We start from the raw sequence: 14,379 nt of genomic DNA, 5'->3' as shown, positions 1-14,379 counted from the left end.
ACTTAATAGATTTAATTATCTATTATTTAGACAAGGTTGATTCATCATTTTGACAGATACAATTACTACTTTCAATCAATTTAACCGACATATTGTTCTAAAAATTTTAAAACTCTATGCGCTGAATATGAACTATAAAAATCTGATTTTCAAAAAATTAAATAACGTATGAAACGGAGAATAACAGTGATGAATATAAAAGATATTGCAAAACTCGCAGGTGTTTCAGCTTCAACTGTTTCAAAAATCGTTAACCAAAAAGATCAAAGCATCAGTAAAGAAACGAGAGAACGGGTTTTAAAAATTGTAAAGGAATACAATTATACGCCTTACGCTTCTGCTAATACTAGTTCCTCTAAAAGTTGGATTATTGGTGTTTTGCTGAAATCTTCTGCTTCATTAAATACAACCTTAGATGGAATCATTCAAACCGCTCAAGGTAACGGTTATAGCACCTTAGTTTTCAATAATTATTCGGATAAAGACCAAGAATTAAAAAACATTACTTCCTTATGCAAACAAAATGTAGATGGCGTTATTTGGGAGCCCCTAACGGAACAAAGCTTGTCTTTTGCTACTTATTTTAAAGATGCTTCGATCCCACTACTAACAGTCGGTCCAAATGGCGGGAAGCATGCAATCTGTTTTCCTTATGAAGAAGCAGCTTACCAAATCACCCAAGAGCTGATCGATCAAAAGCATAGTCAAATTGCTTGTTTACTTTCTAAAGGACGACGAACATCTGCCTTTTTAGAGGGGTATAAAAAGTGTTTGTTTGACAATCATATGAAACTAGATAAGGAATTGATTTTTGATGAATTAAATGATAATTTGGCTCAGAAACTAAACAATCGACAAATCACAGGGGTCGTTTCTTCCCACTATCATAAAGCTTTAGAATTTTATCAATTAGTAAACACACTTAGTTACAAAATACCAGAAGATATTTCGTTGATTTCTTTAAAGAGTGATCACACAGAGCCACTGACCTTTTCTGAGTTATCTGAGATTTCAACGTATGCAATTCAAAACACTGACTTTGGTACTTATATCGGCAACCAATTGATCCATCGGATTGAACAAAATAAGCAAAAATCACAGCCATTCGCACAAGCTTTTCACTTAAACAATCGAACAACAATCAGTTTACCTTTTAATCTGAATATACCAAGGCTCACCGTTGTAGGAAGTATAAATATTGATACTTATCTTACCGTTCCAAAGCTTCCCAACAGCGGGAAAACCGTTTCGATTTCCAGTTCATCTATTCAGCCAGGTGGAAAAGGGGTAAATCAATCCATCGGTGCTGCCAAACTCGGTCATCGAGTTGGACTGATTGGAAATATTGGATCAGACTTGGACGCTGATTATGTTTATTCTGCCTTAAACCAATATGGCGTGGATTCATTAGGAATCAAACGACGTCCCCATACGGATACAGGAAAAGCCTATATTTTTGTTGCAGCTAACGGACATTCGACGATTTCTATCTTGCCAGGTGCTAATGGGATCTTTACGCCAGAAGATATTGAAGAAAAAAAAGAATTGTTTGAAAATGCAGGCTATTGTTTGATCCAGTCCGAGATTCCTTTGGACACGGTAGCTAAAGCTTGTTCTCTGGCACATGAATATGGCGCTAAAACCATTTTTAAACCTTCTGCCTATGGAAAAATACCGGAAAACATTTTGTCGTTGGTTGATATTTTGATTCCTAATGAGGATGAGTTGAATGAACTTTGTCCTGAATTTTCCTCAATTGAAGAAAAAGCAAATTTTCTGTTAAATTACGGAATTCAAACGATTATCGTTACATTGGGTGAGCAAGGCTGTTATGTTAAAACGATTGATTGGGCAGAGTATTTTCCAGCGGCTGACTTTCCAGCTATTGACACAACTGGCGCAAGTGATGCCTTTATCAGTGCACTCGCCTCTTACCTCTTATACGGTTATTCTTTAAAAGCTGCCGTTCGAATTGCCACTTATGCTGCTGGTTTTTGTATTACGCGCGATGGTGTTGTGGCTTCTTTGATCGATAGACATAGTCTTGAAACATACATTAAACAAAAAGAAGATGGCTTAATAAAAAAATAATCCTATTATTTGAGAATAAACCAATTATACAAAACAAAGAGCTTGGGTCTCACTTCAGTCCTAAGCTCTTTATTGTTCTGTGTATCTTCTATTAAGGATGTTTATATGCCGTTATTCTAAGCCTACGATAATCAGCCTCCCAGTGATCAAATTTCCATAAGCTTGATTTCAACGCTCGCTCCAAATTTTTAAGAACCTGCTCTTTCTGCTCTTCAGATAATTCTCCTAACTCCGTAGCGTAAAATTGCTCCATCCATTCTCTCAAACCAGACCAACCGCCTTTTAGTGGTGTTGGTCGTTCATATTCCAAAATCTCTACAACTTCAAAATGATTTTTTTCAAGCAAAAGTTGATAATCTGCAATTGATGTAAAACAGAAAGGCTCCTCAAAAGGAATACTCAAAGCCTTTAACTCGCGCCCAAAAGCTCCTCTGATCGCCTGCACATTCCCAACTGCACCGAACTCACAAATCAACTGACCATTCGTATTTAAGTGTCGATGGATATTTTTTAATAACAAATCTTGATCAGGTATCCAATGAAAAACTGCATTTGAAAAAGCGACATCATACAGACCAATTTGATTGGAAGGATTTAAGATATCTTCCTGTAAAAAATTCAAATTAGGATAACTTTTTTTTGCTTGATCGATCATATTTACTGATTGATCGATTCCCGTCACTTCATGCCCCAGGTCCGCAATTTGACTCGTTAATGCGCCAGTCCCACAGCCAATATCCAACACTTTTTTCGGCTCTTTCGGTACTAACTCCAACAATCCTGCGCCATACTTAAAAACAAAATCATGTGTCGTATTATATTTTTTTGCATCCCATTCCATGGTTTTCACCCTCCTAACGATTTAATGAAAAGCAGGGTGTGGGACAAAAGTAAAAAGTACTTTTGTTTCACACCCTAAATATGAATAAACGGTGGGAGCAGAAGCAACCCTTTCGGAAATAAGCTGAAATTGCTGTAAAACACAGTAAATATCATAAACTGATGTTGCATAGTACCTACGTGGTTCTCGGGGTTAAACACTCCTGTCCCAACCTCACTCTTACTATTTCTTATTGCCAATATGCTGGAATCTTCGCTTCATAAGCCGCAATCTCAGAATCATGCGTCAAGCTGATCGCAATCTCATCTAACCCATTCACTAATTTATGCTTCCAAGTGCTGTCAATTTCAAAAGAATACGTACCAATCGACGTCACCACTTGTTGAGCAGGTAAATCAATTGTAATCATTTCATCTGCTTGAAGCCCCGCCAATGCATCCAATTCTTCTCGCTTCAATACAATTGGCAATAGTCCATTTTTCGTCGCATTCATATAAAAAATATCACTGAAACTTCCTGCAATAACCGCTCTAAAACCATAATCATCCAACGCCCAAGCCGCATGCTCTCGTGATGAACCTGATCCAAAGTTGTCACCAGAAATCAGAATCGTCGCGCCTTTGTATTGTGGTTCATTCAAAGTGAATTCTGGATTTGGTGTACGGTCCGGCAAATAACGCCATTCATCAAATAAAAACTCGCCAAACCCTGTTTTTTCGATTCGTTTTAGAAATGATTTTGGAATGATTTGATCGGTGTCGATATTGTCATTCATTAGTGGAACCGCAGTTCCTGTATGTTGTGTAAATGCCTCCATTATGCACCAAGCTCCTCTCTAATGTCTCTAAACGTTCCTTCAATCGCAGCTGTTGCCGCCATCGCCGGGCTGCAAAGATGGGTTCTTGCCCCTTTGCCTTGGCGTCCCTCAAAGTTTCGGTTCGAGGTTGAGGCACAGTGAACACCCTCTGGTACTTGGTCTGGATTCATGCCTAGACACATGGAGCAGCCTGGTTCACGCCATTCAAAGCCTGCTTCGATGAAGATTCTATCCAAGCCGATTTTCTCTGCTGCTTTACGAACAGGTCTTGAGCCTGGTACTACGATTGCGGTAATGCCTTCTTTGACTTTTTTGCCTTTTACGATACGAGCCGCTTCTTCTAAATCGGATAGTCGGCCGTTGGTACATGAGCCGATAAAAACGTAGCCGATTTCGATATCTGATGGGCGTTGTCCTGGTTTTAGATCCATGTAGTTATAGGCACGTTCGTCGTTCATGTCTTTGATTTCTGGGAATGTCCCTGTGATTGGGATGCCCATTTCTGGATTCGTTCCCCATGTAATGAAGGGAACCAGTTCATCTGCGTTTAATTCTAGATCCACATCATAAGTTGCGTCTGGATCACTTGGCAGTTTTTTCCAATCAGCGATTGCCGCTTCCATATCTTCTGGTGCATATTCTCTGCCACGTACATAGTCAAAGGTTTTTTCATCTGGCGCCATCATCCCCATTTTTGCGCCGCCTTCGATGGCCATGTTACAGATGGTCATGCGTTCTTCCATCGTTAGATTTTCAATCGTTTCACCGTAAAATTCAACCGCATGTCCAACACCAAAATCAACCCCATATTTTGCGATCAAGGCAAGAATAATATCTTTGGCATACACGCCTTTGGCTAGTTTTCCAGTAATTTTAACACCCATTGATTTTGGCTTATTTTGCCAAATGCATTGTGTGGCAAAAACATGTTCCACTTCACTGGTTCCAATACCGAATGCCAAGGCTCCAAATGCGCCGTGAGTTGCTGTATGTGAATCCCCACAAACGATGATTTTCCCTGGTTGTGTCAAGCCTGTTTCGGGTCCCACCATATGCACGATTCCCTGACGGTCACTGCCGTTATCACAGAGCGTTACACCGAATTCTTCACAGTTTTTCTGCAAGGCTTCGATTTGTTTTTTTGCCACCAAATCTGTGATGTTAAAAATATCTTGTGTTGGTACGTTATGATCCATCGTCCCAAAGGTTCTATCTGGTCGGCGGACTTTTCGGCCTGCTTCTCTTAGTCCTTCAAAGGCTTGTGGTGAAGTGACCTCGTGGATCAGATGCAGATTGACGTATAGTAGTTGTGGTTCTCCGGCAACGCCCGATACCACATGTTGTTCCCAAAGTTTATCAAATAGAGTTTTTCCCATATTAAGCACCTCTCAATTCTGTTATTATAGCTTCTGTAAAGTCTGTTGTTGTCGCTTTACCACCTAGGTCTGTGGTTAGAATTCCTTGATTCATGACACGATCGCAAGCCTCTTCGATTTTCTTTGCTGAATTTTCTAAGCCAAATGATTGACGTAACATCATCGCTACTGACAAGATCATCGACATTGGATTGGCGATATTTTGATTAGCAATATCTGGTGCTGAACCATGGATTGGTTCGTATAATGAGGGACCAGATTCGCTGTGACTGGCGCTTGGCATCATCCCTAGTGAGCCTGGAATCACCGATGCTTCATCACTTAAGATATCGCCGAATAGATTTTCTGTTACAAGTACGTCAAAGGCTTTTGGCTTTTGTATCATGACCATTGCCGCTGAATCGACTAATTGATGTTCTAAGGTACAATCTGGAAATTCTCGTGCGACTTCTTCGGCTGTTTGACGCCACAATTTGCTGGTCGCTAGTACATTGGCTTTATCAACAGATGTGACTTTTTTATTTCTCGTTTGGGCGATTTCAAAGGCTTTTCTGATAATACGTTGGATCTCAGCTTTTGAATAGGTGCATAGGTCTGAGGCTTCTGTTTCCCCTAGCTTTTTTTCACCAAAGTAGATACCACCTGTTAGTTCACGAACGACCACAAAATCAACGCCTCGAACGTTTTCTTCTTTTAATGGCGATAAATGAACGACTGCATCTGGCACAGAAATCGGACGGATATTTGCAAAAAGTCCTAAAGCTTTTCTTAACCCAAGCAAGCCTTGTTCGGGACGTTTTGGTGCATTGTCCCATTTTGGACCGCCAATGGCACCTAGTAAGATCGCATCGGCTTTTTCACAAGCGTTTAGGGTTCCTGCTGGTAAGGGATCACCTTGTTCATCAATACCAGCGCCGCCAAAGGCAAAACGTTCAATATCAAAATCCAGATTATCTTGCACCATGATTTCGGCTAAAATTTTTAGTGCGCTATCCATGATTTCTGCTCCGATGCCGTCACCCGGCAATGCTACAATTCGTTTGCTCATTAGGCTTTCCCCACTTCTTTTTGAAATTGTTCACTGGCTTTGACGTAAGCTTTCGCTGATGCTTGTAAGACATCGAAATCGATGCCGATACCGTTGAATTGCTTGTTGTTTTCAGTATCTGCTAAGGTTACATGCACTTCTGCTTGGGCATCTTCACCGCCTGTGATGGCTTTAATGTAATACTCTTGTAGTTCTGGTTTTTGGTCGAATATTTTATCAATCGAATTATAGATCGCTTGGATACTACCAGAGCCGATCGCCGATTCTGTTTTACTTTCGTTTTCACCTGTATTGATGGACACGATTGCTCCTTGACTGCCGTCAGAAACGTATTGCAATTGGACACGTTCTAAGCGATAATCTTCGCTACATTCTTGCGATTGTCCAACCATTAGCGCGATCAAATCGTCTTCTGTGACTTGTTTCTTTTTGTCTGCCAATGATTTGAAGCGTTTGAAGGCGTCTTTTAGTTCGTCATCTGTTAGTTGGTAGCCTAGTGCTTCCATTTTTGTGGCAAATGCATGACGCCCGGAAAGTTTCCCTAGTGGCAATGAGTTTTCATTTACCCCAACAAGTGATGGTGTAATGATTTCGTAGGTATCTGGATTTTTCAATACGCCATCTTGATGGATACCTGATTCGTGAGCGTAAGCGTTCGCTCCGATGATTGCTTTATTTCTTGGCACTGCCACGCCTGATAGACGGCTGACGAGATCGCTGGTCCTTTTGGTTTCATTCAATGTGATGTTGCTTTGGGCTTCGTAGAAATCTTTTCTGATGTATAGCGCCAACGCTACTTCTTCAAGCGCCGTATTGCCAGCTCGTTCGCCGATGCCATTGATTGTTCCTTCTACTCGACAAGCGCCATTTTCGATCGCTGCTAAGGCATTGGCCGTCGCCATTCCTAAGTCATCGTGGCAATGAGAAGAGAAAATAATTTCTTCATCGCTTTGGATATTTCCGATCAGAAATTTAAATAGTGCGCCGTATTCTGTTGGATTGGAATAACCAACCGTATCAGGAACGTTGATGATTGTTGCACCTGCATCAATGGCTGTTTGAACTGCTTTTAGTAGAAATTGTTTGTCTGTTCTGGTTGCATCTTCTGGTGAAAACTGAACTTTCTCAAATTTGGTTCTAGCGTAGCTAACGTGTTCTTTAATAGAAGCGATTACTTCGTCTGGTGTCATTTTTAGTTTAAATTCCATATGAACCGGGCTAGTTGCTAGAAATACATGGATTTGTGGGTCCTTGGCATTTTGCAACGCTTCATGAGCGCGATCGATGTCAGCTTTTTGGCACCGTGCCAAACCTGCGACGGTCATTTTTTCAGCATTTTCTGCGATGGCTTTAACTGCTTCAAAATCACCAACTGATGCGATCGGAAATCCTGCTTCGATCGTATCGATACCCCATTTTTCAAGTTGCTTAGCGATTTGAACTTTTTCTTTGGTGTTAAAATTTACACCTGGTGTTTGTTCGCCGTCTCTTAGAGTGGTGTCAAAGAATTGGATAGTGTTCATTTTTCATACTTCCCTTCTGAATTGAGTTAATGGTTTTCTTCATTTTTTTAGGTTAGGGGACACGAATAAAACTTCTCTCGCTTCGTTCGCCAAGTATTGTGCATCATCAGCTCTGCAAGCAGTCGCTGTGTTTTAGACGAACGAAACTTCTCTCGCTTCGCTCGCCAAGTATTGCGCATCATCAGCTCTGCAAGCAGTCGCTGTGTTTTAGACGAACGAAACTTCTCTCGCTTCGCTCGCCAAGTATTGTGCATCATCAGCTCTGCAAGCAGTCGCTGTGTTTTAGACGAACGAAACTTCTCTCGCTTCGCTCGCCAAGTATTGTGCATCATCAGCTCTGCAAGCAATCGCTGTGATTTACAATAAAAAAGCACCCCACGATATGGGATGCTTGTCATCCCGTTCATGCAATGCGAAAACAGGACTCTCAACGTCTGATAAGAAAAAGCTGTGCTGCAGCTGGTTTCTAGAAATCAGTGTGATGAGTCCTTCAGTAATAATAAGAATGTAATTGTCGTTGTCTGCTTGTTCATCTTCCTCAACATCCTTTATTGTCAGAATTTTTGAATAATTCAAACTATAATATTAAAGATACAAAAGTTTTTAATCAAAGTCAACAGTTTTATGAGATTTTTTTAAGAAAGTGAACGGGACATAACTCTTTGAATCATATCCCACTCAAATGGAATCCGTATGAACGGTAGGGGTGGAGCAGAAGCACTTCCTGTCCCAACCTTTTCATTTTTTTATAGTTTATTCAATGCTTGCCCCAAGTCAGCAATAATATCTTCAATATTTTCAATTCCAATGGATAGACGAATCAATTCTGGCGCTGTTCCTGAAGCTTTTAATTCATCTTCACTCAACTGTGAATGCGTTGTTGAAGCTGGATGAATGATCAATGATTTCGCATCACCGACATTTGCTAATAGTGAGAACAGCTCAACATGATCAATCAAATTTTTTCCAGCTTCGGCCCCACCTTTTACTCCAAAAGTAAAGACTGAGCCTGCTCCTTTTGGTAAGTATTTTTCTGCTAGTTGATGATATTGATTGTTCGGTAAGCCTGGATAATTAACCCACTCAACTTTCGGGTGCTTATTTAAAAATTCCGCTACAGTCTGCGCATTTTTTACATGTCGCTCTATGCGCAAAGATAATGTTTCTAGACCTAGAATCAATAAAAAACTATTGAAGGGTGAAATCGCTGCCCCTGTATCTCTTAATAAAGAAACGCGTAAGCGTGTGATATAAGCTGGTGCACCAACATCTTTTGTATAGGATAAACCATGATAGCTTGGGTCTGGATCAACAAGTTTAGGGAATTTACCATTTGCCCAGTTGAATTTGCCAGAATCAATGATAACACCTCCCAAAGCAACACCGTGCCCACCAATGAATTTTGTTGCGGAATATACGACGATATCAGCGCCAAAATCAAAAGGACGATTCAAATAGGCCGTTGCAAAAGTATTATCCACGATCAATGGTAACTCATGTTTATGTGCAATTTCTGCAATGGCTTCTAAATCTGCAACATTCGTAATTGGATTACCAATCGTTTCTACAAAAATCGCTTTGGTATTTTCTTTGATGGCTTCTTCAAAATTACTTAACTGATCTGGCTCAACAAAGGTTGTCGTGATCCCAAATTCTGGCAATGTATGAGCAAATAAGTTAAATGTTCCACCATATAATGTTGAAGCTGAGACAATATGATCACCGCTGCTTGCAAGGTTTTGAATTGCATAAGTGACAGCCGCTGTTCCTGAAGCTACTGCTACCGCTCCAACACCGCCTTCTAATTCATTCAACCGGTCTTCCAATACTGCTGTTGTCGGATTTGTGATGCGTGTATAAATGTTTCCTGCTTTAGATAGTGCAAATTTCTCGGCTGCATCTTGTGTGTCGTCAAAGGTATAAGATGTTGTTTGGTAAATAGGTACGGCTCTAGAATTCGTCTCTTTGTCGGGTTTGTGTCCTCCATGGATTTGGATCGTTTCAAATTGATAGTTAGAGTTTGTCATTATGCGTCATTCCTTTTCTATTTTTTATTTTATTGATTTTTTTTATATCGCCAATCCACATATCACCTTCTTGCATAATGACCGCCTCTTTCTATTTATTCTCATTAAAAGGAACAAAAAAGCCGTCCCTACTAGCTTTATACTAGTAAAGGGCGACTGTCGCGGTACCACCTTTATTGGAAATCACTTCCATCTCAACCCAAACGTCGAATCACTTCTTGATTTGGTGCCTTGTTAACGGTAGCTGCCGTAAAAATCAAATTGATTTTTCCTCTCCAAGATCATTTTCGACAAGGGATCATTACTTTCTTGCACCAAACGAAAGCTCTCTCGCTCCAATAACTGATCACATCAATTCACTGGATATAATGTCTGCTTGTGTACTCTTCTTTTCAATGAGTTTTAGTATTGGTCATAATATTAGAGCATTCTCATTTTTTTGTCAACGTTTTTTTCTTTATTTTTCATTTTTTATAAATATTACTCTTCTATTGAGTGTCCTATTTCTCTTTCTTCTACTTTTTTATTATAATTAAGAAAATTGGAGGTTGATTTAATGTCAGCAAGTAATGAAAAAGTGGAAATACTCTTATCTTATTTATCTGAAATCCATACAAAGAGCTTAACTTTATACGATTTAGTCACCAGCCGCCCACGCCCTGAAGATACTCGAATTCTTTTAAATATCAATGAAGTCTTCACCTATTATCATAGTGTACGTGTTTTTTACTACAGTAATAGTGAACTAACGGCCTCAGAGGTTCACCCCTTTTTTAAAGCCTTTGAAGATTTCTATTTTGAATTGAAGCAGGTCTTTTTTCTTGAAGAGGATGATAGCATCCTACTTTATAATAAGTTAACGGCTATGAAAGATTCTTTTGAACAGTTGACGAATGATTTTAATGTTCTATAATAGAGTAGACAACAGGTAAAGAAGGTGCCCAAATGGATCAAAGTGAAGTCGTAGAGCGCTTGCGCGAAGAGTTGGAGATTCCATTTTTTAATGGAACGATTGAAGAACGTGAATACACAGAAGCTGAATATCAGAAGATCAAATCTGATCTGATTCAGTATTTTGATGATTATGTGCGTAATGTAGAAAATTAATACGGAATAGTCACATGAAAATCTAAAGATCTAAAACAGACTGTAATGTTTCTGTTTTAGATCTTTTTCTATGTCTTTAAAAGCAAGTCTCTTTTCTTTGCTTAAAACAGACAAAAAATAACATTATGTATGTTAAAATTAAAAAGATAAAGATATATTATTAATATGATATTTATTTTCAAAAACGTATAAATAAAAAACCATCGGCGGAAAAGGCCGATGGAAAAGGAGTATTACTCAATAAGAGTAAAATGAAAAATAAAAAGGTTGTTGTTGGTATGATCATATAATACAACAGTTTTTTTCTTTTGTCTACTAAAAATAACATTAAATTAAAATGAAATCTTACTATTTTTTGTCATTTTTCCATTTATTTTTTTATTTATTTAATAAAAGGTTGCTCATTCGTGTGATAGCAAATGAAATGTCATCTGTTGCTTTATCTTGCTTTTCTTCTGAATGATTGAACAAATCAACATCGATCCCTTTTTCCGGATCTAAAGATAAAATCATTTCGTTACAACCAGCTAAATATTCGATGTATGAACGTTCGAATTTCTTATGGATTCCCATAACACGGGCAGGTGGACGCAATTGAGTTACTTTTTCAAGCATAATTGTATATTCCTTGGTGCCATCTTGGAAAATGCGTTGAATCTCAGCAATTCTTTCTGGAGCCAACTCCGTTACTTTGCCGTTATCGATTGCTTTACGAACTTCCTCGTAATAGTCGTTCATTTTTTCTCCGACTTCTTCTGTTTCTTTAACAATATCATTGATGTTTTGAACATAATAGCCTAAATTTGGTTTCACAATCTTTCCTACTTTCTTTTAGTAATCACTCAATTTTACCCTGTTTGATAGGCAGATGACAAGAAGAATCTGCAAAAATACAATTTTACCCTGATTCTTCTTATAAAAAAACTGCAAACAGATTTTTTGTTTGCAGTTTTTATGTTTTTATTGAATTTCGTCACTTGTTTTGATGATTTTAGAAATCATGCCATACTCTTTGGCTTCGTCAGCTGACATCCAGAAGTTACGGTCTGTATCTTTTGCGATTTTTTCGTAAGTTTGACCTGTCGCTTCAGCGATCAAGCGATTGACACGTTCACGCATACGGATGATTTCTTTGGCTTCAATTTGAATCTCTGTACTTTGTCCTTGCACACCGCCAGCAGGTTGATGGATCATATAGCGTGTATTTGGTAAGCTATAACGATTCTTCGCTTCAGCAGCTAAGTAAATCGTAATACCAGCACTTGCAACCCAACCAGTTCCGATCACGATCACTTCTGGTTTTACAAATTTGATCATGTCATGAATCGTATCTCCCGCTTCAACATGTCCGCCTTGGCTATTGATAAAGATTTTGATAGGCTCATCACCCATTGCAGCTAGCAACAATAATTGAGATGTTACTTCTCGTGCTAAATCTTGATTGATTTCTCCGTAAATCAAAATTGTTCGCTCTTCAAACAATTTTTTCATAAACGCATTTGGTTGTTGTTTTTCTTCTGTTTCTTCATTTTCATCTAAATAGTTCATCACGACTAACCTCCATATTTTAAAGCTAAATCTCTATATTAATAATACCGCAATATGAAAATTTGTCCACTTTTTTGACTTGTTTTGACCTTAAAAACTATTTTTCAAACATCAAGGATCCATCGATACTTAAAAGTAATCTATTGTTTATTTTTATCTGAGACATAACACTACGAGTCACATCCCCTACTCCAGGAATTCGAATTACTAGTGAAATCAGAAGTAACTTCGCGATAATTGCTGAGAAACCCAGTGAGGTACAGGGCGACGTCACACTGGATCTATTTGATTCTCATCTGTCATAAACCATACAAAACTTCTGCTGCATTCTTTGCCTTAACATTCTTCGTCTTTTTGCCAACTAATAAGTAAAAATAGATTATCACTTTACCCCATTAATATAGGAAGTATTATGAACTTCCATAAAGTGTTGATAAGGCTTCATACACACTAACAAAAAAGAATGATCTAATAACATATCTACAGAGATTGGAATGATATGAGGATGATCTTCTAACACCGATGGAATCAGGGCCTCTTCACAAAAGATATATTCATTACGAATCGATTGGTCATATCCTTCAACTTCGTATATGGAACGGTAAAATTTATTCTCTACCACTATATCGAAAACATTAAATTCAGAGAATTTACTTTGATACAGTAAAAATTTTGAATCAGAATCGGTTACGATTTTCAAACGGAAGAACAGTTTTTCTTGCATTAAAATAGGGCCCGCTTCTTCAATAAAACGATAGATTAAATTTGTATCAATTACAAGAAGATTTTTAATTCCTTGTCCCCATTTAAATAAAACTTTGACGATTCGTTGAAACAGCTCTTTATTTTTAGGATGCAGCGTATAAAAAGAACCGTGGACTAAAACTTGATGATTATACCAAGCATTCCTTGTTAAACGGATAACCCCTTCTTCAAAACTAAAATCCCCTAATAAAATTTGATCAAATTCTTCTTCAAAATATTGGATTAGTCGAATAATATCTGGACGACCAACTAAAAACGTACTACGTAATTTCTCATGGTCTTCAAATAAATTCTCTAATTGACTAAAAGAATACTCACAAGAATTAAAAAGAGACACCACATAAACAATTTCATGTTCTGGTAAAAAGCGCTCCATATTCAAACTTTTCCATGCTTGTTCGACTAACTTGAAAATGGGGCGTTTTTTTAAATCGACGATGACCTTTTCTTCTAATTCAAGCTTTTCTTTATCTTGACGTGAATAGGCAATATTCATTCCTTGTAAAATAAAATAACGACTTTCTTCCGTATAAACTCTGGTTGAAAACTCGTGTTCAATCAAATCGAGCATGTCCTCGCACGCTTCTTCAAATTCAATCGTCTGATTTGTTTCATAATTGATGTCAATTTTTGTTAGATAGTATAAATATAAGAACCTCGTTTCAAATTCTGAACTATTCAACCGTTCATTTTCACAGTCCAGATGACAAGCAGAAAAAAAAGCTTCCGCTTTTTTCTTCAAATTATAAGCTTTACTAACTGAAATAAATTCTTCTTCTACTAAATCCAAGTAATTAAACTGTTGTTCCAAAAATTTGGTACACGTCTTTAGAAATAATGATTGCTGATAGATGATTTTGCGAATTTCAAATAATGGAATATCTTTATTAAATTCTACATAAAAGTATTTTTTTTGTTTCTCATAACTTAATATGTACATATCTAGTATCTGAACTAAATCTTCCAAATCATTTTGTACTGTTGTTGGAAATGCTTCGAATATTTCTATATAATGCGTAATGTCAATTTTTTCATATTTGTATAGTGCTTCAAGAAGAACAATTTTTCTATAAATATTTTTTTCTAAATACTTTTCTAACATCTATTCCCACTCTTTGCATAGTTGATTTCTCAATTATTTTATCAGTAATTGAGTTTAAAAATAGATGCGATGACTTACTCTACTAAACTTTTTTATTAAGTAGCCTATCGTTATAGATATTTCATAAACATAGC

The 14,379-nt window shown here is 37.8% G+C and carries 12 protein-coding genes and 1 other annotated feature; of the genes, 3 read left to right on the top strand and 9 right to left on the bottom strand.

Annotated features, from left to right (window positions below; genetic code table 11):
• Window positions 1-189: 189 nt before the first annotated feature.
• The gene (locus IGJ55_RS05340) at window positions 190-2,091 is read left to right on the top strand and encodes a PfkB family carbohydrate kinase (RefSeq protein WP_429950613.1); all 1,902 of its coding nucleotides are present in this window, start codon (window positions 190-192) and stop codon (window positions 2,089-2,091) included.
• Window positions 2,092-2,182: 91 nt separating this feature from the next.
• Here IGJ55_RS05340 and IGJ55_RS05335 read toward each other — a convergent pair whose 3' ends face one another.
• The 6 genes from IGJ55_RS05335 to IGJ55_RS05310 form a co-directional block, all read right to left on the bottom strand.
• Window positions 2,183-2,932, bottom strand: coding sequence for a class I SAM-dependent methyltransferase (locus IGJ55_RS05335; RefSeq protein WP_429950611.1), 750 nt, complete (start codon window positions 2,930-2,932; stop codon window positions 2,183-2,185).
• A 229-nt stretch (window positions 2,933-3,161) separates the two neighbouring features.
• The gene (leuD, locus tag IGJ55_RS05330) at window positions 3,162-3,749 is read right to left on the bottom strand and encodes a 3-isopropylmalate dehydratase small subunit (protein WP_069639521.1); all 588 of its coding nucleotides are present in this window, start codon (window positions 3,747-3,749) and stop codon (window positions 3,162-3,164) included.
• Window positions 3,749-5,125 carry a 3-isopropylmalate dehydratase large subunit gene (gene leuC / locus IGJ55_RS05325; RefSeq protein WP_430607619.1) on the bottom strand — a complete coding sequence of 459 codons (1,377 nt, stop codon included), beginning with the start codon at window positions 5,123-5,125 and terminating at the stop codon, window positions 3,749-3,751. The genes leuD and leuC overlap by 1 nt, the downstream gene beginning before the upstream one ends.
• 1 nt (window position 5,126) lies before the next feature.
• Window positions 5,127-6,173, bottom strand: coding sequence for a 3-isopropylmalate dehydrogenase (leuB, locus tag IGJ55_RS05320; RefSeq protein WP_069639523.1), 1,047 nt, complete (start codon window positions 6,171-6,173; stop codon window positions 5,127-5,129).
• On the bottom strand, window positions 6,173-7,696 hold the full coding sequence (locus IGJ55_RS05315) for a 2-isopropylmalate synthase (RefSeq protein WP_430607617.1): 1,524 nt from the start codon (window positions 7,694-7,696) through the stop codon (window positions 6,173-6,175). The genes leuB and IGJ55_RS05315 overlap by 1 nt, the downstream gene beginning before the upstream one ends.
• A gap of 746 nt (window positions 7,697-8,442) precedes the next feature.
• The gene (locus IGJ55_RS05310) at window positions 8,443-9,723 is read right to left on the bottom strand and encodes an O-acetylhomoserine aminocarboxypropyltransferase/cysteine synthase family protein (RefSeq protein WP_069639525.1); all 1,281 of its coding nucleotides are present in this window, start codon (window positions 9,721-9,723) and stop codon (window positions 8,443-8,445) included.
• Between the two features lie 145 nt (window positions 9,724-9,868).
• Window positions 9,869-10,128, bottom strand: a binding site (T-box leader).
• A 151-nt stretch (window positions 10,129-10,279) separates the two neighbouring features.
• Here IGJ55_RS05310 and IGJ55_RS05305 point away from each other — a divergent pair.
• Window positions 10,280-10,636 (top strand): hypothetical protein, encoded by a 357-nt coding sequence (locus IGJ55_RS05305; RefSeq protein WP_069639526.1) that lies wholly within the window; start codon window positions 10,280-10,282, stop codon window positions 10,634-10,636.
• Between the two features lie 32 nt (window positions 10,637-10,668).
• Entirely contained in the window at window positions 10,669-10,830 is a 162-nt protein-coding gene (locus IGJ55_RS05300; RefSeq protein ID WP_167351665.1) for a hypothetical protein, read from the top strand.
• A 378-nt stretch (window positions 10,831-11,208) separates the two neighbouring features.
• Here the strand turns inward: IGJ55_RS05300 and IGJ55_RS05295 are convergent, their stop codons facing one another.
• The 3 genes from IGJ55_RS05295 to IGJ55_RS05285 all read right to left on the bottom strand — a co-directional run bounded on the left by IGJ55_RS05295 (window position 11,209) and on the right by IGJ55_RS05285 (window position 14,245).
• Window positions 11,209-11,643, bottom strand: coding sequence for a hypothetical protein (locus tag IGJ55_RS05295; RefSeq protein ID WP_069639527.1), 435 nt, complete (start codon window positions 11,641-11,643; stop codon window positions 11,209-11,211).
• 147 nt (window positions 11,644-11,790) lie between these two features.
• Window positions 11,791-12,378 (bottom strand): ATP-dependent Clp protease proteolytic subunit, encoded by a 588-nt coding sequence (locus IGJ55_RS05290; protein ID WP_069639528.1) that lies wholly within the window; start codon window positions 12,376-12,378, stop codon window positions 11,791-11,793.
• 382 nt (window positions 12,379-12,760) lie between these two features.
• Window positions 12,761-14,245, bottom strand: coding sequence for a hypothetical protein (locus tag IGJ55_RS05285; RefSeq protein ID WP_430607616.1), 1,485 nt, complete (start codon window positions 14,243-14,245; stop codon window positions 12,761-12,763).
• Window positions 14,246-14,379: the final 134 nt, after the last annotated feature.

This window comes from Enterococcus sp. AZ170, assembly GCF_050545135.1.
GTDB lineage: Bacteria > Bacillota > Bacilli > Lactobacillales > Enterococcaceae > Enterococcus_L > Enterococcus_L ureilyticus.
This window is presented reverse-complemented; position numbering and strand designations above follow the sequence as displayed.